This window comes from Streptomyces canus (assembly GCF_030816965.1).
Classification (GTDB): domain Bacteria; phylum Actinomycetota; class Actinomycetes; order Streptomycetales; family Streptomycetaceae; genus Streptomyces; species Streptomyces canus_E.
Genome location: NZ_JAUSYQ010000002.1, coordinates 3,081,320 through 3,103,435, shown reverse-complemented (window position 1 = coordinate 3,103,435; position 22,116 = coordinate 3,081,320). Strand labels below are relative to the sequence as shown.

The following is a 22,116-nucleotide window of genomic DNA, read 5'->3' as shown; positions in this document are numbered from 1 at the left end:
GTGGCGGTGGGGGTCGGGGCGGTGGCGGTTGGGGCGGTGGCGGTTGGGGGTGGTCCGTCAGCGGGCGGCGTCCGCCAACTCCCGTACCACCCGGGTCGCGACGGGCACCTTCACCCCGTGCCGGTCCGCCGCGCGCAGCAACGCCCCGCCGATCGCGTCCAGTTCTAGGGGGCGGCCCGCCTCCGCGTCGCGCTGCATCGAGGACTTCGTCCGGGGCGGGAAGGCGTCGTAGCGGGCGAGGGCCTGGGCCGGGTCGGCGGGGCCGCCGCAGGCCGCGCTGACCGCGGCGGTCTCCTCGACCAGGGCGGTCAGCTCCTCGCGGTGGCGGGTGCGTACCTCGCCGAGGGGGAGGCCGTACAGGGTGGTGAGGAGGGCGAAGGGAGCGAGGAAGGACATCTTGGCCCACAGGGCGGCCGACTCGTCGTCCAGGACACGGGTCCCGGGGCCGGCCCCGGCCAGGGCGGAGGCCAATGCGTCGAGGCGCTCGCGGGGGACGCCGTCGCCGGTCAGGTCGAGCTCGGCGAAGGGGCTGCCGTGCTCGATGACGCCCGGCGCGATCCGTGTCGACTCGACGCGGATCACCGCGGGGGCGACCCGGTCCGGGCGGTAGCGGGTGCGCAGGGTCGCCGGGTGTTCCACGCCGTTCAGGAGGGGGACGACCAGGCCGTCGCCCAGGGCGGTGGGCGGGACGCGGTCGAGTGCGGAGTGGAGGGACGTGTGCTTGACGGCGATCAGGCAGGCGTCGACCGGTTCGTGCAGTTCGGTGCCGGCCTCCACGGGGGTCGTGAAGTCGCCGAAGGTGCCGCTGCGGATCTGGAGGCCGGCCGTGCGCAGGGTGTCCGCCGTGTCGTCGCCCGCCAGGCAGATCACGCGGTGTCCGGCGCGGGCGAGGAGCGCGGCGAGAAGGCCGCCGGTGCCGCCCGGGCCCAGGACGGCCAGGGTGAGTTTCTGGTGCGCCGAGTCGTGCGCCATGTCGGATTGTCCTCTCGTCGGTCGGCCCCGGAACCGGTGGCCGCCTCGTCAAGGATCATGACATTCGGACCGGGCGGACGGAAGCGCCGATCCGCTCGGGGAGGGAGACTGTCGGTATGTGCCGCAGTATCAAGACGCTTCGTCCGCCCGTGTTGCCCGAGGAGGCGACGGAGGAGGACATCCGGGCCGCCGCGCTTCAGTATGTGCGCAAGGTCTCGGGGTTCCGGGTCCCCGCCGCCCACAACCAGGAGGTCTTCGAACGGGCCGTGGAGGTGATCGCGGAGGCCACGGCGGAGTTGCTGGCGGGGCTGGAAGTCCGCGGAACGGCTCGGCGCGAGGCGGGGTGACCTGGGCGGCGCCGGGTGCGGGGGCAGGTCGCGCTCGCCGCAGGGCGGGTGCCGCTTCGGCTGGACCTGCCGGGGGCGCGGGGCTGTGTCCTGTGCGGCTCCGTCGCGTGGGCGTGGTGACCGTCCCGCACCGGCTGCGGCCGGCGCACGTCCTGTGCTTCCTCAGCCGGACTGCCTGGGGCCGCGGGGCTGTGTTGCGGCTCCGTCGCGTGGGCGCGGCCTGCCCTCACTGGCCGGCCCTCACCGGCTCGGGGTCGACGCACGTTCCGTGCTGCTCCAGCTGGAACTGCTCGTGCGCGGCGCGGTGTTCATGTGCGGCTCCGTCGCGTGGGCGTGACCGGCCCACACCGGCCTGCGGCCGACGCACGTCCTGTGCCCCCTCAGCCGGACTGCCCGGGGCGCGGGGCTGTGTCCTGTGCGGCTCCGTCGCGTGGGCGCGGCCGGCCCACAACCGGCCGGCCCCACCGGTCCGCCGCCGGCCCACATCGGCCGGACCCCGTCCACCCGCCCCCGACGTACGTCCTGCAGCCGCCGTCGGACGCTAGCGCGCTTCCGCTGCCACCGGACGTCGGCGCATCACATACGCCGCCCCCGCTCCCGCCCCGAACAGCGCCGCTACCGAGACCCCCGCTGCCAGCCAGGTCGCCCCCAGCCAGTGCGCGCCGAAGTAGCCGAGGGCGACGCTGTACGCGGCCCAGGACAGGCCCGCGAGGGCGGACCAGGGGAGGAAGTCACGGGCTCGGCGGTGGGCGGTGCCGGCGAGGAGGGAGACCACCGAGCGGCCGGCGGGGGCGAAGCGGGCGAGGACCACCAGGGCTCCGCCGCCCGCGGAAAGCGCCTCGCCGAGACGTTCCTGCGCCGTGGTGAGGCGACGCGAGCGGGCGATCGCGCGGTCGAGGCGCTCACCGCCCCGGAAGGCGAGGCGGTACGCCGCCAGGTCGCCCAGAACGGAGGCGGTCGTCGCGCACAGGATCAGGGCCATCACGTCCGGGACCTTGCCGGTCGCCGCGCTGCCCGCGGCCGCGGCCGTCGCGGCCGTGATGACCAGCACCCCGCTGGGCAGCAGCGGCACGAACACGTCGAGGAGCACCGACAGCGCGACCATGGCGTAAATCCATGGACTGCCGGTCAGTGACCCCAGATTCTCCAGCACCGCGACTCCCCGTGATTCCCCCGTAGACAGCCATACAGCGTACGCCTGGACAGGGACAGGAGATTCCCGGGGGGCTCATGAGATGGGTGCGGCATGTTCACCCGGCCGCCGCGTCCGAACGCGCCGGTGCCCTCCCCCACGGACGCGGGGGAGGGCACCGTACGCGATCGCCTCAGACGGCCACGGGCTCGGCCGCCGGCTTCCGCTCCTCGGCCGAGCGCTTCGCGAACAGCCGGTCCAGGCCGAACGCGCCGGACCCGGTGAAGACCAGCAGCAGGAAGGCCCAGCTGAACATCGCCGCGGCCTCGCCGCCGTTCTCCATGGGCCACAGGGCCGTGGGCTGGTGCACCTTGAAATACGCGTACGCCATGGATCCCGCGGCGACAAGCGCGGCGACGCGCGTGCCCAGGCCGAGCAGTACGAGGCCGCCGCAGACGAGCTGGATCACGGCCGCGTACCAGCCGGGCCAGGTGCCCGCTTCGAGGGTGCCGCCGTCGGTGCCCGAGACACCGCCGAGGACACCGAAGAGGGAAGCGGCGCCGTGACAGAGGAAGAGCAGGCCGACGACGATGCGGTAGAGGCCGAGGGCGTATGGCTGGGCGCTGTTCAGGCGTCCGGTCATTGTGGGGGACTCCTTCGGTCGGGTCGGTCCCACAGGGGGGTCGCCCCAGGGGGATGGAACCGAGTGAGCCATCCACGGTAGGTGCCCCTAATCAATGCTTGCAAGTTCAACATTTGGCCACTCGTTTGCCTCTGTGGTCCCTCCTGTTTCGCTCGCCGTCGCACGCAGAACGGCTCTCGCCACCGCATCGGCGTCCGAAAGCGTGACCGAATCCACCCCTGGGCGGGCGCCCGCCGCGGTCACCCAGTGCACTCCCTCCGTGGGCACACCGAAGGCGAACCGCCTTGCGTGGGCGAGTCCTTGACGGTCGATCAGGTGATACGGCCGCCGGGTGACGTCCAGGCCGCCGGTCTCGTAACCGTCGACGGTGTGCGGCCGGCACTGGCCCGTCTTCAGCAGCCGGGCGAGCAGATCGTCGGCGGTGCGCCGCAGATCCGGTTCCGGAAGGCGCGCCTCTATGAGGGTCGTCACGTGTACGGCGGACCCCGGCACCTCGGGCGAGCGGGCCACCCAGGTGCCGTCCGCCTCGCGGACCTCCAGGCGAGGGCCCAGCACGTCCACGGTGCCCGCTTCGATCAGCGCGGTCAGTTCCTCGATGCGGCGGCGGGGCGGGCCGATGGAGAGGAAGGCGTTGAGCGGGGTGTACCAGCGGTCCAGGTGGTCCCGGCGGGACGGGCCGGCGAGGCCGCGGTGGTCGACGATCTGCCGCAGTTCGTTGCGCAGGTCCCGCAGGACGTCGAGGGCCGCCTTCAGAGGGCCGGCGACATTGCCGAGCGCGGCCTCGGCGGCGTCCTGGCGCAGATGGCCGAGGAGCCAGTGCCGCCACGTGCCGGGGTCCGTGAAGGTCTGTCCGGTGTACGGCCGTGAAATGCGGTCCCAGGACCAGCGGTCGGCGTGCGGGATGCCGAACTCGTCCAGTACGGCGGCCTCTTCGGGGCCGCCGTGGTCCGTGGCGAGGAAGCGGTCCCTGAACTCCCCGTCCTCGACGAGGGCTTCGTAGTAGACCGTCTCCACCTCCTTCGCCACCAGCGGCCATATCTCCGTGAGGAAGTCGGGGGCCTCGCCGGAGTCGGCACGTTTGCGGAAGCGGGAGATCGTCTCGTCGGTGAGGACGAGGGGGAGGTGGCGGCCGAAGGCGCCCTTGGCGTTGTCACCGCGTGCCTGGTACGGGATGCCGCGGCGCGAACCGGCGTACAGGCGCGGCTCGTCGCCGGAGGGGAGATAGCGCAGGGTGCCGGTGTCCGAGCGGACGAAACGGCCACCGCGGCCGGTGGTCAGCAGGGCCATGTGGTCGAAGAAGTTCAGGCCCAGGCCGCGCAGCAGCACCGGCTCGTGCGGCCGTATGCGGGACAGGTCCACGTCGGCCGGGTTCGCGGGCGGGACGTGGTGCAGACCGTGGCGTTCGGCGTGGGCGGTGTGGCTGCGCTGGGGCGCGTCGGCGACGACCGGCAGATGCCCCTGGGCGAGGACCACGGCCGACAGCCCGTACAGCACGGTCCCGTCGTCCAGCGTCACCGTCTGCCGCCCGTCGACGGCGTCATCGACCCGCACGGCCCGCGCCGCGTGCACCTCGACACTCACGACCCCGGGCGCCTGCCGCACGATCCGGGCGAACACCCACTCCAGATAACGCCCGTACTGAGCACGGCTCGGATAGTCGTCGGGCCCGAGCGGGCCACAGGGGCTCGAACCTGTGCCGAGCCCCGAGTCGCTCCCGGACCACGACAGCCGGCCGGGGTCGGGCGTCCCGCCCGGTGCTGGTCGTCCGTCTCCGGTTCCGGGCCCTGTATCCCCCTCGGCACCGCACCCCGCCCCCCACTGTCCGCAGGCCCACTCGTGCAGGCTCGGTCCTGGGCGTATCGGTCCCGCGCAGTCCACGCTCTCGTCGGTGAACAGGGTGACCTGGGAGGCCACCGTGTTCATCAGGAGGTCGGGGGACTGGGTGGGGCGCCATACGCGGCCGGGGCCCGGTGGGGACGGGTCGATGACGTGGACCGTCACGTGGGCGCCGGGCGGGAGGAGTTCGGGGGCGGAGGCGCAGAGGCGTTCCAGGACGCTGGTGCCGCGGGGCCCCGCGCCGACCAGGGCGACGGAGACGGGCGCGTGGTCCGTGGTCGGTGCGGGCAAGAGCGGGACTCCCGGGCATGTGGGGCGCGTGGCGGAGCCGTGGAGCTCCACCGGAAGCGGACGGTCCGCCTCATCATGCCGTCGGGAGTACGGGGTGCCGAGGCTGGAGGGCCTGGACTGTGGGATGCATCACGAGCATCCCGTGCCACGGGCACAACAAACGGCAGCAAAGGCCGGAAGCGGCCGGAAGGAGCCGATTACCGGGCGAGCCGGGACGCCTCGCGCCCGCTCCCCCCGGTGAGTTCGGACTCCGAGACCGTCACCAGCCGCGTCCGCCCCTTGCCCGACTCCCGCGCCTGGTCCAGCCGCAGCCGCGCCGAACGCCCGCTCAGCGTCAGCGTCATGAGCTGGTTGCCGAACCACGGCCCGCCCGTGTGCCGCCAGGAGACCGGCGGTCGCTCGCAGCCGCCGTGCCGGGCGAGCCGCCGCCCGAGCGCCCGCGCGGTCGCACTCCAGCCGAAGCGGAAGCCGAACCGTATCCAGCGGGGCACGGAGTTGTGGACGGGCGAGCAGGTGAGCTGGAGGACGCGGGCCTCCGGTCCGCCGGAGTGCCACTTCGGCTCGGCCACGTACGCGTGGTGCACGTCCCCCGACAGCACCAGCACCGTCGCCGGCGCCTCGGGCCCCGAGCCCACCTCGGCGATCAGGTCCGCCAGCGCCGCGAAGGACTCCGGAAACGCCGCCCAGTGCTCCAGGTCGGCCTTCCGCCGCAGATCCTCCCCGAACCGGGCCCAGCGCGCCCCTCGGTCCCCCCGGCACAGCGCGGCGTCCCACGCCTCGGCATGGTGCACCAGATGCGGCAGCAGCCAGGGCAGCGAGGTGCCGATCAGGAGGTGGTCGTAGGAGGCGCGCTCCTCCAGGACCTGTCCGCGCAGCCACTCGGCCTCGCCGGGGTCCAGCATCGAGCGGCTCTCCTCGTCGAGGACGCGGGCCGCGCGGGAGTCCACCATGACCAGGCGCACCCGGCCGAAGTCGCGCCGGTAACTCCAGCGCACGGAGGCCGCGTCGGCCTCGGCCCGGCAGGCGAAGGCGCGCAACTCGTCGGTGCCGTCCGGGGATTGCCGTACGACGGCGTAGAGCGGGTCGGCGGCGAGCTCGGCCGGGGGGAGGTTGCCCAGGTGCTGGTAGACCCAGTAGGACATCAGGCCGCTCAGCAGCCGTTCCCGCCACCACGAGACGGCGCGCATGTCCTCGACCCAGGAGGCGGAGGTGTTCCAGTCGTCGATGACGTCGTGGTCGTCGAAGATCATGCAGCTGGGCACGGTGGACAGCAGCCAGCGCACCTCGGGGTCGAGCCAGGACTCGTAGTAGAGGTGGGTGTACTCCTCGTAGTCCGCCACCTGGTTGCTCGGCGGGTCGCTCAGATCGCGGCGTGCGGCCAGCCAGCTCTGGGTGGCCCGTGAGGTCTCGTCGGCGTAGACCTGGTCGCCCAGCAGCAGGAGGACGTCCGGCCGTTCGCCCTCCGGTTCGGCGGCGATACGGGCCGCGAGGGTGTCCAGGGCGTCGGGGCCCACGGGGTCCTTCTCGCCCTTCGGGGGCGAGGCCCAGCGGCAGGAGCCGAAGGCGACGCGGACGGTGTCCGTGTCGGCGGGCGTGTGGATGACGGACGGCGGAAACCCCGAGAAGGGGGCGTCGGACAGGGGCCACACGCGCGCGCCGTCCAGGAACACCTCGTACGACCGCTCGGTGCCCGGAGCCAGGCCGTCGACCGGGACGAGGGCGTAGTAGTGGCCCGCGATCTGGAAGGTGGGGGCCTCACCGCCGGTGCCGTCCGAGCAGCGCACCTCGGCGGCGCACGGACGGCTCGTCTCGACCCACACGGTCGCGGACGAGCCGTCGACGTACCTGAGCAGTGGTCCCAGCCGCAGTTCGGCCACGTGATCCTCCTCCGTCGCCCCGTACGGTACGGAACGGCGGAGGCCCGCGGCGAGGTTCCGTTACGGAATCGTCAGCAGTTGGCGAGGTAGCTCGTGAGCGCGCTCTTCTCCGCCGAGTCGACGGAGAGGCCGTAGTAGTACTTCACCTGGACCCAGGCGCGGACGTAGGTGCAGCGGTACGAGGTGACCGACGGCATCCACTCGGCCGGGTCCTGGTCGCTCTTGGACTGGTTCACGTTGTCCGTGACGGCGATGAGCTGCGGGCGGGTGACGTCGTTGGCGAAGGACTGGCGCCGGGCGGTGGTCCAGGCGCTCGCGCCGGAGTCCCAGGCCTCGGCGAGCGGGACCAGGTGGTCGATGTCGAGGTCGGAGGCAGCGGTCCAGGTGGCGCCGTCGTACGGGGAGTACCAACTGCCGCTGGTCGAGGCGCAGGCGGAGTCGGTGACGACGTTCGTACCATCCCGCTTGAGGATGTACTCACGGGTGTTGCAGGTGCCGCTGATCGTGATCCAGGTGGGGAACAGGTCGCGGTCGTAGCCGGTGCGGCTCTCGGTTTTCACGGTGAGCGAGGCGAGGTAGGTGCGGGCGGTGGCGGCGCTGACCGGCGTGGGGAGGGCGGCGGAGGCGGTCGGTCCGTTGAGGACCGCGACGGAGGCTATGAGGGCGGTGAGCGCCCCGAGTATGCTGAGCCGTCGACGCGCGTAGAACTTCGACATGCGAACTCCCTTGGGGGACGGGGATGTTGGAGCGCGAGCGTGGGAATGCTCGCGGCTCCGTGTTGCGGGGAGGTGTGCGTTCGGTAAGAAGTTAGTGACGCGTACATGACACGACAAGGTGTACGACAAAACGATCACGTACGATGGACGGCGTTGAAGGGGAGTAGCTCTTCGCCGGACCGTCGACATACTGCTCAGCTCGTCTGAGCCGGCGCCCGGAGGCAGGTCGCGTGCGGCCCGTCAGCGAGACCTTCGGCCAGTAGTGCACTGACTGTGTGCTGCCGTGCCGAGGCGTCGTTTCGCAGGAACTCTCGGTGGGGCAGCCCCGACCGATTGAGGACCCTTGATCAGCTTCACCGTGACGGCCGTCGTCTTCGGCGTCGTCTTCCTCGCCGAACTGCCGGACAAGACCGCGCTCGCCGGCCTCGTTCTCGGCACCCGTTACCGCGCCTCCTACGTCTTCGCGGGCGTCGCCGCCGCCTTCGCGCTGCACGTCGCGCTCGCCGTGGCGGCCGGCAGCGTGCTGACCCTGCTGCCGCAGCAGATCGTGCAGGCGCTGACGGGCGTGCTCTTCCTGGGTGGCGCGGCCGTCCTGCTGCTGAAGAAGGACGAGGGTGACGAGGAGATCCGCAGGCCCGAGGACCAGTCGTTCTGGAAGGTCGCCGGGGCCGGGTTCATGCTCATCCTGGTGGCCGAGTTCGGGGACCTGACCCAGATCATGACGGCGAACCTCGCGGCCCGATACGACGACCCGCTCTCCGTCGGCCTCGGCGCGGTGCTCGCGCTGTGGGCGGTGGCCGGCCTCGGCATCGTGGGCGGAAAGGCCCTGATGAAGCGGGTCCCGCTCAAGATCGTCACCAAGGTCGCGGCGCTGCTGATGCTGGGGCTCGGGCTGTGGAGCCTGTGGGAGGCCTTGAATCCTCCCCCCTCGTGAACGAGGGGGATTTCTGGCTCAGGCTGCCTGACGGAACAGCGTCCCGCCGGGTCTTGCGCCATCAGCACCAGCCGGGTTGAGACCAGCCCGGGCCAGCATCACGCGAGCGGAGTTCTTGTCTCTGGGCGAGACGGCTCCGCACGCGGCGCAGGCGTAGGTTCGTTCCGACAGCGGCAGGGCGTACTTGGTTCTCGCTCCGCACTGCGCGCAGTCCATCGTGGTGTGCGCGGGATGGACCAGGTCCACGATCCTGCCGTGCTTGCGGGCCATCTCCAGCAGGGCCTTCTTGGTGGCCCCGATGGCGGCATCAGCCGCCTTCCTCGCCATGGTCGACTTCGCCAGGAACTTCGGACGGAAGTCCTCCACGGCGATGGCGTCGTGGTCGGCCACCACGCGCTTGGCCCACTTGCGGCCGGTGTCCTGGCGTTGCCGCGACACCTTCTTGTACGCCTTGGCCCGAAGCTTCTTCGCCTCGCGGTAGCCCTTGGAGGCTGCCTGTCCTTTGGCGGGTTTGCGGCGGGCCATCATGCGGTCGTACCGCGACAGCTTCGCCTGGGCCTTCTTCCCGTGCCGGGCGTGGGGGAGGTCGTGGGCGTCGCTGGTGGTGGTCGCGGTCTGGCTGACGCCCCAGTCGATCCCGATCACCTGGCCGGTTCCGGGCAGCGGCTGGACTTCGACGGACACGACGAACGAGGCGTACCAGTGGCCGAGGCTGTCGCGGTACACGCGCACCGAGGACGGTTCGGCGGGAAGTTCCCGCGACCACATGACCGTCAGGGCGATGTTCCCGGCCAGGTGCAGACGGCTGTCCTTGAGCCGGAAGCCGCGCCTGGTGTAGTTCAGGCTCGGGTCGGCCTCACGCTTCTTCTTGTACTTGGGCATCCCGGCCCGGCGATACTGCGGCAGACGTTCGCGGATGTCCTTGTGCGCCTTCGCGCGGGGCTTGCCGAAGTCCCGGATGATCTGCTGCTGGGGAACCGATGACCCCTCACGCAGCCACAGCGTCTTCGCGCGGGCTTCGGTCAGCATCGTGTCGAGCCGGGCCGGGCCGGGCCGCACGCCGCCTTGTCCGCGTCCTCGGGTCGGTTCTTGTTCCAGAAGTGGGTCTGCTTGGACTTGGCGACGCACTCGTTCCAGACCCACCGGCACCGGTCCCACTCCGCCAGCAGCGCACGCTCAGCGGTCGACGACACACGCAGCCGGAACGTCCACCGAGCATGGACGGCGCCCCCGGCCCCCTTCACCACCGACATGACATCCCCCTCCCACACCCCGCCCGATCGCCCCAGCTCCACCAGCGAACACAGGCACACCCGTTCGCTTTCCGTCTTCGTCGGCGGCTTCGCGGGCGCTCCGCGCCCCAAAGGACCGGACACGGCGTGCGATTCCTCCCCGGTATGAACGCCGGGGCATCCTCGCAAGAAGCAGGTGAACTGTTCCGGGCGGTTTCCGGGGATGGTGGCGGGAAGCCGCTCGATTTTGTACCGTGGAGAAACAAAGTGGCTCCCGCTCGTTTTCCCTGACCGGCGGGCGGGGCCGCCTTGTCTCTTCCGTCTGCGCTTGGAGCTGCCGATGACGGCCACCGCCGCCCCCACCGTGCTCACCGCCCGCGCCCTCCTGCTCGACATGGACGGCACCCTCGTCAACTCCGACGCCGTCGTGGAGCGCATCTGGCGCCGCTGGGCCGAACGCCAGGGGCTGGGCGCCGACGAGGTCATGAAGGTCGTCCACGGCCGCCAGGGGCACGCGTCGATGGCCCTCCTGCTGCCCGACCGGCCCATGGAGCAGAACCTCGCGGACAACGCGCGCATGCTCGCGGAGGAGACCGCCGACATGGACGGTGTCGTGGCGATACCGGGGGCGCCCGAGTTCCTGGCCGCCCTGCGGGGGCTGCCCCACGCGCTGGTGACCTCGGCCGACGTCCCGCTGTCCACGGCCCGGATGGCGGCCGCGGGGCTGGGACTGCCCGATGTCCGTGTCACCGCCGAGTCCGTGGGGGCGAGCAAGCCGGACCCCGAGGGCTTTCTGAAGGGAGCGGCGGAGTTGGGCGTCGCGGCCGCCGACTGCGTCGTCTTCGAGGACTCCGGGGCGGGAATCGCCGCCGGTAAGGCGGCCGGGATGAGGGTCGTGGGAGTCGGGGCGCGAGCCGCGGTGCACGAGCCGGACGTGGTGGTGGCGGATCTGACGCAGGTGCGGATCGAGGCGGGGGAGGACGGCGGGATCCGGCTCTCCGTCGGGTAGATCCCCCCGTCCGCTGTCGGGTGGACCCCGCAGCCGGCCCCCGCCGGGCCCGCACGCGAAGAACGGCCTACGGCTCTGTCGTCTCCGACTCCAGCCGCTCCCGGGTCACCAGGTCGTACACCCCGTGCTCCGCCACCTGAATCCCCCGCTGCCACTGATACGCGGAGACCGCGTCCTCGACCCCCTCGTTGTAGTGCCCGCTCGCCTTGCGCGCGTACAGCCCGACCTGGGTGAGCCGCAGCTCGAGCTCGACGACCTCCGGTCCCTCGGACCCGCGCCGCAGAACCTGCGGAGCCGCCTCGTGTGCCGCGTCGGACCCGGCCGCCGAATCCGTCGCGGCGGAGGCCGTCGGGGTCGCCGAGGGCTCGCTGGACAGTGACGGGCTGGGCGAGGCGCTGGACCTCGACGGGGACGGGGAGGCCGACCGGCTCGCGCTCGCCGTGGCGGACGGGGGCGCGGAGGGCGGCCGTACGGACGCCGCGGCCGTGGACGGGGGCGCCGACGCCGCGGTCGTCGTCGCATCGGGGACCGCCGGCCGTACGTCGCCCCGTGCCGCCTCGTCCCGCACCGGCGACTCGTACGTGAACAGCCCGCCGGCGAACGCGGCCGCGGCGGCCACCGTCACGACCGCCCCGGCGGTGGCGAGGAGGACGGCACGGCGCCGGGTGCGGCGCGGCGGCCCGTCGGTGGTCCGGCCGGGTACGGAGGCGTCGGCCTCCACCTCGAACAGGTTCAGGTCGGTGCGGCTCGGGGCGGTCGGCGGCGGTGCCGGCACGCGCAGCGGCATCGTGACGTCCGGCGCGGGTGCCTTCGGCACCGGTGCGGTCTCGTCGTCCAGCTCCACGTACGGCCGTATGCGTAGCGGATCGAAGTCCTCCGCCGCGGCCGCCTCCGCCGTCCGCGCGTCCCGCAATGCGTCCGACGCGCGCTGCGTGCACCCGCAGGACGGGGTGTTGTCGGCCCCTCTCGGTGCCCGGCACTCCGGGCACAGATGGGCGTTCGACTCCGCCATGTGTTCGTCCCTCCCCTCACAAACTCCAGCGATTATGCAGACCCCCTCCACACCCGACGTTCGGAAGCCCCCGGAATACCGGCTTCCAACAGGACTCAACAGGCCATAACCGGTCACACCGATCACGATGGAGAGGAAACGAGAGCCCCAGGAGGTCTTCATGGCAGCGGACGCGCACGGTATGACGGGGGATGTGAGAGACACGCGAGACCAACACGTGTCCGGCAACGTCCTCGTCTCGATCGGGGCCCTGCTGCTCGGGATGCTGCTCGCCGCGCTCGACCAGACGATCGTGTCCACCGCGCTGCCCACGATCGTCAGCGATCTCGGCGGCATGGAGCATCTGTCGTGGGTGGTGACCGCGTATCTGCTGGCGTCCACGGCCGCCACGCCGCTGTGGGGCAAGCTCGGGGACCAGTACGGGCGCAAGCGGTTGTTCCAGACCGCGATCGTGATTTTCCTGATCGGGTCCGCCCTGTGCGGCATGGCCCAGGACATGACCCAGCTGATCGCCTTCCGGGCCCTGCAGGGGCTGGGCGGCGGCGGTTTGATGGTGTTGTCGATGGCGATCGTCGGCGATCTCGTTCCGCCGCGTGAACGAGGGCGCTATCAGGGGCTGTTCGGAGCGGTGTTCGGGGCGACGAGTGTGCTCGGGCCGTTGCTGGGCGGGTTGTTCACCGAGCACCTGAGCTGGCGGTGGGTGTTCTACGTCAACCTTCCGGTGGGCGTGGTCGCGCTGGCCGTGATCGCGGTGGTGCTGCGGATTCCCCGTAAGTCGACGAAACACGTCATCGACTACCTGGGGACCTTTCTCATCGCCGCCGTCGCCACGTCTCTGGTGCTGGTGGCCTCGCTGGGCGGGAACACCTGGGCGTGGGGATCGCCTCAGATCGTCGGGCTCGCGGTGCTGGGGGTGTTGCTGACGGTCGCGTTCGTGGGGGTCGAGCGGCGGGCCGCCGAGCCCGTGCTGCCGCTGAAACTGTTCCGGGTGCGGACCTTCACCCTGGCCGCCGTCATCAGCTTCATCGTCGGGTTCGCGATGTTCGGGGCCATGACCTATCTGCCCACCTTCCTCCAGGTGGTGCAGGGTGTCTCACCGACGATGTCCGGTGTGCACATGCTGCCCATGGTGTTCGGGCTGTTGCTGTCCTCGACCGTTTCCGGGCAGATCGTCAGCCGTACCGGCCGCTGGAAGGTGTTCCCGGTGGCCGGGACCGCGGTCACCACGCTCGGGCTGCTGCTTCTGCACCGGCTCGACGAGAGCAGTTCCACCTGGGTGATGAGCCTCTGCTTCTGCGTGTTCGGGCTGGGACTCGGGCTGGTCATGCAGGTGCTCGTGCTGATCGTGCAGAACGCCGTGTCGTACGAGGATCTCGGCGTCGCCACGTCCGGCGCGACCTTCTTCCGGTCCATCGGGGCGTCTTTCGGCGTCGCCATCTTCGGGACCGTCTTCGCGAACCGCCTCGGGGACAAGCTGGCCGAGGCCCTGCGGGGCGCTCAACTGCCGCCCGGAGTCTCGGTGTCGGGGATCGAGGCCGATTCCCGGGGGCTCGCGGAGCTGCCGGGCTCGCTGCGGTCCGAGGCGCTGCACGCGTACGCCTCGTCGATCACCGATGTCTTCCTCTACGCCGCGCCCGTCGCGTTTCTCGGGTTCGTGCTCGCGTGGTTCCTCAAGGAGGACCGGCTGCGGGGGTCGGTCACGGCACCCGACGTCACGGAGACGCTGGCCAGCAATCCCGTGGAGCGGTCGTCGTACGACGAGGTGTGCCGGGCGCTGTCGGTGCTCGGGACCCGGGAGGGGCGCCGGGAGGTCTACCGGGACATCACCACGCGGGCCGGTTACGACCTGTTGCCCGCGTCGAGTTGGCTGGTGCTGCGGATGCGGAGGTACGGGTGGGTGGAGCCGGCGCTGCTCGCCGAGCGCACGTCCGTGCCGCTCGGCGCGATCATCGAGGCGTCGCGGCAGGTGGAGGGGCGGGGGCTGGCGTCGCGGCAGGGGCTTGATCTGGTGCTCACCGAGCCGGGCCAAGAGGTGGCCGCGCGGCTCGCGGCGGCTCGGGAGGCGTCGTTGGGGGAGTTGCTGGGGGACTGGTGGGGACCCGACCGGCCCACCGATCTCGCCCAGCTGGTGAAGGATCTGAACGACGAGTTGTGCGGCTCCGACCGGGAACAGCCGCACGAGGGGCCCGCGGCCCGGTCGGGATGAGGCGCCTCCCAGGTCATGGCCCGATTGCCGCCTCCACACATGGGGAGACGGTTTGAACAAAGCGTTCAGGGCAACCCGGCAGACATGTCAACAGGCCTGATCATCGCTCTGATCGTGATCGTGGCGGCCGTCCTCGTCGTGGCGGCCGTCCTGACCCTGCGTGGCCGGGGCCCGCAGCACGGCCGGGGCCTGAAGCGACGCTTCGGGCCCGAGTACGACCGCGCCGTGGCCCGGCACGACGGGGACAAGAAGGCCGCCGAGCGCGAACTCGCCGAGCGCGTGGAGCGGCATGGATCCCTGCGCGAGCAGCCACTGGAACCAGCGGAGCGCCAGCGGTACGAGGACCGCTGGGCGGCCGCCCAGGAACGCTTCGTCGACTCTCCTCGGGAGGCCGTCGCCGAGGCGGACCGGCTGCTCGCCGAGCTCGCCAAGGCCCGGGGTTTCCCGGACGGCGGGCGGTACGAGGAACAGTTCAACGCGCTGTCCGTGCACCACGCGGACCATGTGCACGGCTACCAGCGGGTGCATGCGGTGGCGGGTGCCCGCGCGGACGCCCGGCAGGACGGCGACGGCCGGACGAACACGGAGGAGATGCGCGCCGCCATGGTGGAGGCGCGGGCCCTCTTCGAGGACCTCGTCGGCCCGCCGCGCAACCGCGAGGAGTCCCGTACACCCACCGGCGAGTCCCACCTGCGCGCGGGTCAGCCCCGCGACGGTCGCAGTGACGGCCGGGGGCACCTGCCGTGGGCATTCAACAGGCGTCACGCGAAGGGGAGTTGAGCGAAATGACGGATGCCGTGAGCGGGGCGGGCGAGGAGCGGAAGGGCCGGACCACAGGCGACCGCTCGGGTGCTCGCAGCCCCCTGGTGGCTCCCACCGAGACCGAGGCACCGGACGCCCGGGGACCCGTGACGGGACGTGGTGCGGAAGAGGAGCGTGGGGAGCGTCGTGAGTCCATACCGGGTGCGATGACGACTCCCGGGCGGGGCGACGAGGGCGGCTTCGGCGCCGACTCGGTTCCCGGCCGCGACAGGACCTCCGGTCTCGGTCGTGAGACCGAGCGGGGGCGGGACGCCGGTTCCGACACCGTCGGTGGAGTCGGTACGGGCGTGGGCGGGTCCTCGAGCCCCGAGAGCCACGAGGCCCGGCTGCTGCCGCACGAGGAGTGCGACAAACTCAGCACGCGGCTCCAGCACGCCGTCGCCGGGTTCGTGGACGAGCCCCGGTCCGCCGTCGAGGAGGCCGACCACGTGCTGGAGGAGGTCGCCGCGCGGTTCACCGATGCGGTGAAGCAGCGTCGGCGCACGCTGCGCAACTCCTGGCAGACCGGCGACGGCGGCCGGGACGACAAGGCGGTCGGCACCGGCGACACCGAGCAACTCCGGCTGGCGCTGCGGGACTACCGCGAGCTGACGGAGCGGCTGCTGCACAGCTGAGACATCGTCCATGAGTACGACCGGCCTGTCGCCCGGAGTCGGGCGGCAGGCCGGTCTTGGGTGCCTTGCACCGGACACGGCCGTGCCGGGCGATTTATCATGCGGCGGCGGTGGGCCAACGGGGCAGCCGCGCAAGGACCCTTCAGGAGGAGCGCACGTGCTCGAACTCACCATGGCCGTCGTCACCGCGGCGGAGGAGGGTGCCACGGCCGGGATGCAGATGACCGACGCGCCCAGTGACCCGGGCACCGTGCTGCGGGTGGGCCGGGACAAGTCCGTGTGCCGGCTCGCGACACCCGACGACTGGCTGTTCGTCTCCCGGGTGCACCTGGAGTTCCTGTGCGGGCCCGAGGGCGTCTGGCAGGTGACCTGGCTCCAGGGCTCGCAGCCCGATCCCTCGTCCGAGGTACGACTGGTGGCCGGGGCTTACGCGCAGCCGCTGGTCTACGGCGGCTCGGTGACGCTGCCCCGGGGCGGCAACGGCGAGATCGTCATCCGTGACCGCACCGCCCCGCGCAGCGTCAACGTCGGCTTCTACCACGAGGTGTGAGGGTGCGGGGTCACGGCAGCACGCGCGCCAGCGCGAAGCCGTCGTAACCCTTGCTGCCCACCGTCTGGATCGCCGTGGCGCTCAGCCTCGGGTGCTGTCCGATCAGTTCGAGCGCGGTGCGGGTGCCCTGGACGTCGGAGGCGGGGTTGCCGGGATCGGCCACCCGGCCGCCCCGCACGACGTTGTCCACCACGATCAGGCTGCCCGAGCTGGTGAGCTTGAGGGCCCACTCCACGTAGTGCGGGTTGTTGCCCTTGTCGGCGTCGATGAAGACCAGGTCGAAGGGGGGCGGGTTCTCGTCGGCCAGCCGGGGCAGGGACTCGAGGGCCGGGCCGACCCGCACCTCGACGATCTTGTCGAGGCCCGCGCGGGCGATGTTGCGGTTCGCGACCTCGGCGTTGACCGGGCTGTACTCCAGTGAGACCAGACGGCCGTCGGCGGGCAGGGCGCGGGCCAGCCAGATCGTGCTGTAGCCGCCGAGCGTGCCGAGCTCCAGGACCGTACGGGCACCCTGGATCTGGGCCAGGAGCTGCAGGAGTTTGCCCTGTGGTGCCGTCACGGCGATGGACGGCAGGCCGGCGGCCTCGCTGTCGCGCAAGGCCGCCCGGAGTACGTCGTCCTCCGGTGCCAGATGGGTGGTGAAGTAGTCGTCGACGTCGTCCCAGAGCTGCGACTCGCTCATGCACCTGTGCCTTTCATATGTCTAGTTAGAGCAGCTAACTAGTTGCGCTAACGAATATAGTCCGGCACCCGGTCTCTGTCAGCGGATTACCGCTGCGGCGGCGAGCCCGGCAGCGGCCGGCCCGCCGACTCCGTCATGAACCACACCGCCACACCGCCGATCACGGCCGCGGCCATCATGTAGTAGGCGGGCATCATCATGTTCCCGGTCGCGCCGATCAGGGCCGTCACCACCAGCGGGGTCGTGCCGCCGAAGAGGGACACCGAGATGTTGAAGCCGACCGAGAGGGAGCCGTAGCGCACCCGGGTCGGGAAAAGGGCGGGGAGGGCCGACGGCATCGCCGCGGTGAAGCAGACCAGGAGCAGGCCCAGCGCGCCCATGCCGAGCGCGATCGCGAACAGGCTGCCCTGACGGATCAGCAGCAGGGCCGGTACCGAGAGCAGCAGGAAGCCCGCGCAGCCCGCGGCGATCACCGGGCGGCGGCCGACGCGGTCGCTCAGGGCGCCCGCGAAGGGCTGGACGACCATCATCAGCGCCATCACCGCGAGGACGACGAGCAGGCCGTGTGTCTCGTCGTACTTGAGCTCGCTGGTCAGGTAGCTCGGCATGTACGACAGCAGCATGTAGTCGGTGACGTTGAAGACCAGCACCAGACCCACGCAGAGCAGCAGGGCCGGCCACTGGCCGGTGATCATCTCGCGCAGCGGGATCTTCGGGCGGCTCGACTCGGCCTTCTCGGTCTCCGCCGCGAACGCCGGGGTCTCCTCCAGGCGCAGCCGCAGATACAGGCCGATGACGCCCATCGGGCCCGCGATCAGGAACGGGATCCGCCAGCCCCAGGAGACCAGGTCCTCGGTGGACAGCAGGGCCGTCATCAGCGTGACCAGGCCGGCGCCGGCGATGTAACCGGCCAGCGTGCCGAACTCCAGCCAGCTGCCGAGGAAGCCGCGCTTCTTGTCGGGCGCGTACTCGGCGATGAAGGTGGAGGCGCCCGCGTACTCACCGCCGGTGGAGAAGCCCTGGACCAGACGGGCGGCCAGGAGCAGCAGCGGGGCGCCGACGCCGATCGTGGCGTACGACGGGATCAGGCCGATGGCGAAGGTGCCGGCCGCCATCATGATCATGGTCACGGCGAGGACCTTCTGGCGGCCCACCCGGTCGCCCAGCGGGCCGAAGACCAGGCCGCCGAACGGGCGGACCAGGAAGGCCGCGGCGAAGGCGCCGAACGTCGACAGGAGCTGGGCGGTCGGATTGCCGGACGGGAAGAAGACCTTCCCCAGGGTGACGGCGATGTAGCTGTAGACACCGAAGTCGAACCACTCCATGGCGTTGCCCAGCGCGGCGGCCTTGACGGCACGCTTCACGAGGGCCGGGTCGACGACGACGGCATCGGGGGTCTCGGGGCCGCGAGGGGCGTGGGCGGGATGGGTGAGGGCTGCGGCACTCGGCAAAACGTCGCTCGCCTGCCTTTCGACGGGGACAAGGGCAAAAAGCGACCATAGGCGGACTTGCCGGGCTTACGTCATGCTCAGGTCCGGTCGCGGAGCGTGCACAAATGTGCCGTATGCAGGTATCTCGTGCCTGGTCAGGGACGCGTCTTCCCGCGGCCCGTGTGATCCATCTCGCGCCTGGCTGAGCGACGGTACCCGCGGCGGACTATCGTCATTCGGACAAATGGAGGCGGACGTCAGGTGAAGCGGGGGTTGCCCGCGTCCTTCCTCTCGGACGTATGGCACGACCGGGATTGAGAGGCCGACGAGGCGTGGCGAACGCGGAGCACAGTGGGACTACGGAGGTCCAGGCGCGGCTGCGCGCGGCCAGGCTGGCCCTGTGGCTGGTGGCCGCCGTCCTCGCCGTCAGACAGGTGGCCGTCGTCCTCAGCACCCCCAGAGGCGAGCGGCTGACGGACCTGGAGACCTGGGTCGGCCCGGACGGCGTCCTGCATGTGAAGGGTTCGCTGTACGACTCGACGCAGTTCACCGGTACCCCGTTCGGGGGACTTGTCCTGAAGCCGCTCACCCGTGCCGCCGAACAGGCTCTCGGCTGGGGCTGGACCTTCGGCACCCTGCTCCTGGTCGTCGCCCTGGGCCTCGTCGCCGCCCGCGCCCTCCCCCAGCCGGTCGACCGCCGCACCTCCCTGCTCGCCGCGCCGGTCGCGATCAGCCTCCTCATGCTGTCGCTGCCCGTGCGCAACACGCTCTACCTCGGGCAGACCAGCATCATGCCGGTCCTGCTGGTCCTGGTCGCCTGCTTCGTCGTACGAGGTGAGCGGGTCAGCGGCCTGCTCATCGGTCTCGCCGCCGCCCTCCAGCCCACGGTCCTGCTCTTCGCGCCCCTGCTCTGGTTCACCGGCCGCCGCCGCGGCGCCCTGACCACGGCCGCGACCTTCGCCGCCGGCACCGCACTGGCCTGGGCCGCGATGCCGCACGACTCGTACACCTACTGGGTGCACCACGTCGCGGGCACCGGCCTCGGCGGTCCCGCCGACGACCTCTCCAACCAGTCCCTGCACGGCCTGCTGCTGCGTCTCGGTGTGGCCGGACCGCAGGAGATCTCCCTCTTCCTGGTCCTCGGCGTGGCCGTCGCCGCACTGGGCCTGCGGCGGGCCGTGCGCTACGCCCGCGACGGCCAGCTGCTGCTCGCCGTCGCGATCACCGGGTGCGCGGCGATCGCCGTCTCGCCGACCACCTGGCAGCACCAGCTGCTGTGGGTGCTGCTCGCGGTCGTCGGGCGGGTCGGCAAGCGTGCCTCCGACCGGTACGTCTGGCCCGTGGCCGTCGTCCTGGTGATGACCCTCCCGGCGACGATGATGCTGCCGCACATCTCGGCGCTGTACACCCTGCGGGACAACGTGGTGCTGCTGGCCGCGCTCGCCGCCGCCACGGTGATTCCCTTCCTGTCGCGGACCTCGCCGTACTACCGGTCGCCGATCCCCACGGCGTACGCGGCGCCGGTGCCCGCGCGGCTGCCGCGCGTGCCACTGCTGCCGTTCCTGCGGCGGGTGCTGACCCGGCCCAATCTGCTCCTCGAACTGCTGCTGATTCGTGTCACCTACGCCGCCTACCAGCAGGTCAGACTCGCGGCCACCGGCGGAACCAACTCCGCGGGGCGGGCCGCCGCCGAGGAGCACGGCCGGCAGATCCTCGATCTCGAGCGCCTGCTGCACATCGACATCGAGCACTGGGTCAACCACGCGGTCGTCAAGGTGGACTGGCTGCGCAACTTCTTCGACTTCTACTACGAGTCCTTCCACTTCGTGGTCCCGCTGAGCGTGCTGGCCGTTCTGTACTGGCGGCGGCCGGGGGACTACCGGTGGGCGCGGGCGTCGCTCGGGTTCGCGACCCTGCTGGCCCTTGTCGGGTTCTGGCTCTATCCGCTGGCACCGCCCCGGCTCATGCCGGCGCTGGGGGTCATCGACACCGTGCACGGCGTGCAGGACTTCTCCAAGCCGGACTACGGCACCCTCACCGCCCTGACCAACCAGTACGCGGCGATGCCCTCGCTGCACTTCGGCTGGTCGCTGTGGTGCGGGGTCGTCATCGCGATCATCGCGCCCCGGTGGTGGATGAAGGGACTCGGGCTGCTGCACCCGCTGTTCACCGTCTCGGCGATCGTGGCCACCGGTAACCACTGGGTGCTGGACGCGGTGGGGGGTGCGGCGGTTGTCGCCGGTGGGTTCGGGTTGTCGTATCTGTTCCAGGGGCCGCGGGCTCGGGTGGTGGCCGTGGCGGCGGAGGCCGATGCGGAGCGGGCCGGCGGCCTGGAGGGACCGTCGGCCCGGGGCGCCGGGGCAGGGGTCAGCTCAGGGTGACCTGGAGTTCCTTGACGCCGTTGATCCAGGCCGAGCGCAGGCGGCGGGGGTCGCCGGCCGCGCGGAGGTTGGGCATGGCGTCGGCGATGGCGTTGAAGATCAGGTCGATCTCCAGGACCGCCAGGGACTTGCCGAGGCAGTAGTGCGGGCCTCCGCCGCCGAAGCCGAGGTGGGGGTTGGGATCGCGGGTGATGTCGAAGGCGTCCGGGTTCTCGAAGACCTCCGGGTCGTGGTTGGCGGCGGCGTAGAAGATGCCCACCCGGTCACCCTTCTTGATCTGCTTGCCGCCCAGCTCCGTGTCCTGGGTGGCCGTGCGCTGGAAGGAGTTGACCGGCGTGGCCCAGCGGACGATCTCCTCCGCCGCCGTCGAGGGGCGCTCGGCCTTGTAGAGCTCCCACTGGTCGGGGTGGGTGAGGAAGGCGTGCATCCCGTGGGTGATGGCGTTGCGGGTCGTCTCGTTGCCCGCGACCGCCAGCATCAGCACGAAGAAGCCGAACTCGTCGGAGTTCAGGTTGCCTTCGTCCTCCGCCGCCACCAGGGTCGTGACGATGTCCTTCGCCGGGCACTGCTTGCGGTCGGCCGCCATGTTCATCGCGTAGGCGATGACCTCCATGGCCGATTCCTGGCCGACCTGCTCACTGATCGCGTACTCCGGATCGTCGTACGAGATCATCTTGTTGGACCAGTCGAAGATCTTCGCCCGGTCGTCCTGCGGGATGCCGATGAGCTCGGCGATGGCCTGGAGGGGCAGTTCGCAGGCGACCTGGGTGACGAAGTCGAAGGATTCGCCGGGCAGGGCGCGCGCGGTCTCGACGATCGCGTGGGCTCGGTTGCGGAGGCGTTCCTCCAGGGCGCGGATGGCCCTCGGGGTGAAGACGCGCTGGACGATTCCGCGGACGCGGGTGTGCTCGGGCGGGTCCATGTTCAGCAGGATCAGCCGTTGCGCGTCGATCGCGTCGCGCTCGATGCGTTCGTTGAAGCGGATGATCGCCGTGTTGAGGTACGACGAGAAGATCTCCGGGTGGGTGGAGACGTACTTGACGTCCGCGTGCCGGGTGACCGCCCAGTACCCCTCGTCCTGGAAGCCGGCGACGTTCCCCGGCTGGGGGATCCAGCGCACCGGTTCGGCCCGGCGCAGTTCGGCGAACTCCGGCAGCGGTACGCGACTTTGCAGCAGGTCGGGGTCGGTGAAGTCGAACCCGTCGGGAAGCGCTGGACACGACATCGGCAACTCACTCCAGCCGTTCGACAGCTTTCTGACGGCCCATCAGGAACAGAGCTGCCGTGAAGGTAATAACGGGTTCTACAAGTAGCAAGGGGCACGGAGCCCTCAATTGTGTGCACGACCCTTGCGGTGGTGGGCGGCTCGTCAGCAGACTGCAAAGCAGCGCGAAGTAGAACACGTACTAGTTATGCGTGTTCCAGGGAAG

General features: G+C 71.1%; 20 protein-coding genes. 8 read left to right on the top strand and 12 right to left on the bottom strand.

What is annotated here, in order from left to right:
* Window positions 1-57 precede the first annotated feature (57 nt).
* The gene (locus QF027_RS15230) at window positions 58-972 is read right to left on the bottom strand and encodes a ketopantoate reductase family protein (RefSeq protein WP_307075084.1); all 915 of its coding nucleotides are present in this window, start codon (window positions 970-972) and stop codon (window positions 58-60) included.
* A 116-nt stretch (window positions 973-1,088) separates the two neighbouring features.
* Here QF027_RS15230 and QF027_RS15225 point away from each other — a divergent pair, with 116 nt between their 5' ends.
* Complete coding sequence (locus QF027_RS15225) at window positions 1,089-1,319, top strand: DUF2277 domain-containing protein (protein WP_306982003.1); 231 nt, start codon at window positions 1,089-1,091, stop codon at window positions 1,317-1,319.
* A gap of 541 nt (window positions 1,320-1,860) precedes the next feature.
* On the opposite strand, the gene QF027_RS15220 is transcribed toward QF027_RS15225, so the two are convergent.
* The 5 genes from QF027_RS15220 to QF027_RS15200 all read right to left on the bottom strand — a co-directional run bounded on the left by QF027_RS15220 (window position 1,861) and on the right by QF027_RS15200 (window position 7,814).
* Complete coding sequence (locus tag QF027_RS15220) at window positions 1,861-2,472, bottom strand: DedA family protein (RefSeq protein ID WP_306982006.1); 612 nt, start codon at window positions 2,470-2,472, stop codon at window positions 1,861-1,863.
* A 172-nt stretch (window positions 2,473-2,644) separates the two neighbouring features.
* Window positions 2,645-3,094, bottom strand: a complete 450-nt coding sequence (locus tag QF027_RS15215; RefSeq protein ID WP_306982008.1) for a DoxX family protein — start codon at window positions 3,092-3,094, stop codon at window positions 2,645-2,647.
* A gap of 87 nt (window positions 3,095-3,181) precedes the next feature.
* On the bottom strand, window positions 3,182-5,221 hold the full coding sequence (locus tag QF027_RS15210) for an FAD/NAD(P)-binding protein (protein ID WP_307075083.1): 2,040 nt from the start codon (window positions 5,219-5,221) through the stop codon (window positions 3,182-3,184).
* 197 nt (window positions 5,222-5,418) lie between these two features.
* Window positions 5,419-7,098, bottom strand: a complete 1,680-nt coding sequence (locus QF027_RS15205) for an alkaline phosphatase D family protein (RefSeq protein ID WP_307075081.1) — start codon at window positions 7,096-7,098, stop codon at window positions 5,419-5,421.
* Between the two features lie 71 nt (window positions 7,099-7,169).
* Complete coding sequence (locus QF027_RS15200) at window positions 7,170-7,814, bottom strand: HNH endonuclease family protein (protein ID WP_306982015.1); 645 nt, start codon at window positions 7,812-7,814, stop codon at window positions 7,170-7,172.
* Between the two features lie 343 nt (window positions 7,815-8,157).
* Here QF027_RS15200 and QF027_RS15195 point away from each other — a divergent pair, with 343 nt between their 5' ends.
* Window positions 8,158-8,748, top strand: coding sequence for a TMEM165/GDT1 family protein (locus QF027_RS15195; protein ID WP_306982019.1), 591 nt, complete (start codon window positions 8,158-8,160; stop codon window positions 8,746-8,748).
* A gap of 18 nt (window positions 8,749-8,766) precedes the next feature.
* Here QF027_RS15195 and QF027_RS15190 read toward each other — a convergent pair whose 3' ends face one another.
* Together QF027_RS15190 and QF027_RS15185 are read right to left on the bottom strand one after the other, a co-directional pair.
* Complete coding sequence (locus tag QF027_RS15190; RefSeq protein ID WP_307075079.1) at window positions 8,767-9,777, bottom strand: RNA-guided endonuclease InsQ/TnpB family protein; 1,011 nt, start codon at window positions 9,775-9,777, stop codon at window positions 8,767-8,769.
* Window positions 9,771-10,001, bottom strand: coding sequence for a hypothetical protein (locus QF027_RS15185; protein WP_306982023.1), 231 nt, complete (start codon window positions 9,999-10,001; stop codon window positions 9,771-9,773). The genes QF027_RS15190 and QF027_RS15185 overlap by 7 nt, the downstream gene beginning before the upstream one ends.
* Window positions 10,002-10,320: 319 nt before the next feature.
* On the opposite strand from QF027_RS15185, the gene QF027_RS15180 reads away from it, so the two are divergent.
* The gene (locus QF027_RS15180; RefSeq protein WP_306982025.1) at window positions 10,321-10,989 is read left to right on the top strand and encodes an HAD-IA family hydrolase; all 669 of its coding nucleotides are present in this window, start codon (window positions 10,321-10,323) and stop codon (window positions 10,987-10,989) included.
* 67 nt (window positions 10,990-11,056) lie between these two features.
* Here QF027_RS15180 and QF027_RS15175 read toward each other — a convergent pair whose 3' ends face one another.
* A complete protein-coding gene (locus tag QF027_RS15175) occupies window positions 11,057-12,001 on the bottom strand; it encodes a peptidoglycan-binding domain-containing protein (protein WP_306982028.1) in 945 nt (314 codons plus the stop codon).
* 160 nt (window positions 12,002-12,161) lie between these two features.
* Between QF027_RS15175 and QF027_RS15170 the strand changes: the two genes are divergently transcribed.
* From QF027_RS15170 to QF027_RS15155, 4 genes are all read left to right on the top strand, one after another.
* On the top strand, window positions 12,162-14,207 hold the full coding sequence (locus QF027_RS15170) for an MDR family MFS transporter (RefSeq protein WP_307075076.1): 2,046 nt from the start codon (window positions 12,162-12,164) through the stop codon (window positions 14,205-14,207).
* An 84-nt stretch (window positions 14,208-14,291) separates the two neighbouring features.
* The gene (locus QF027_RS15165) at window positions 14,292-14,987 is read left to right on the top strand and encodes a hypothetical protein (protein ID WP_307075074.1); all 696 of its coding nucleotides are present in this window, start codon (window positions 14,292-14,294) and stop codon (window positions 14,985-14,987) included.
* Window positions 14,988-14,992: 5 nt separating this feature from the next.
* Window positions 14,993-15,643, top strand: coding sequence for a hypothetical protein (locus QF027_RS15160; RefSeq protein ID WP_307075072.1), 651 nt, complete (start codon window positions 14,993-14,995; stop codon window positions 15,641-15,643).
* A gap of 157 nt (window positions 15,644-15,800) precedes the next feature.
* Window positions 15,801-16,193 carry a hypothetical protein gene (locus tag QF027_RS15155; protein ID WP_306982035.1) on the top strand — a complete coding sequence of 131 codons (393 nt, stop codon included), beginning with the start codon at window positions 15,801-15,803 and terminating at the stop codon, window positions 16,191-16,193.
* A gap of 10 nt (window positions 16,194-16,203) precedes the next feature.
* On the opposite strand, the gene QF027_RS15150 is transcribed toward QF027_RS15155, so the two are convergent.
* Window positions 16,204-16,875 (bottom strand): O-methyltransferase, encoded by a 672-nt coding sequence (locus QF027_RS15150; RefSeq protein WP_306982037.1) that lies wholly within the window; start codon window positions 16,873-16,875, stop codon window positions 16,204-16,206.
* An 86-nt stretch (window positions 16,876-16,961) separates the two neighbouring features.
* Window positions 16,962-18,326, bottom strand: a complete 1,365-nt coding sequence (proP, locus tag QF027_RS15145; RefSeq protein WP_307075070.1) for a glycine betaine/L-proline transporter ProP — start codon at window positions 18,324-18,326, stop codon at window positions 16,962-16,964.
* Between the two features lie 311 nt (window positions 18,327-18,637).
* Between proP and QF027_RS15140 the strand changes: the two genes are divergently transcribed.
* Window positions 18,638-20,686 carry a bifunctional glycosyltransferase 87/phosphatase PAP2 family protein gene (locus QF027_RS15140; protein ID WP_307075067.1) on the top strand — a complete coding sequence of 683 codons (2,049 nt, stop codon included), beginning with the start codon at window positions 18,638-18,640 and terminating at the stop codon, window positions 20,684-20,686.
* Here QF027_RS15140 and QF027_RS15135 read toward each other — a convergent pair.
* On the bottom strand, window positions 20,673-21,911 hold the full coding sequence (locus QF027_RS15135) for a cytochrome P450 (RefSeq protein WP_306982043.1): 1,239 nt from the start codon (window positions 21,909-21,911) through the stop codon (window positions 20,673-20,675). The two genes, QF027_RS15140 and QF027_RS15135, sit on opposite strands and share 14 nt — an antisense overlap.
* Window positions 21,912-22,116 lie beyond the last annotated feature (205 nt).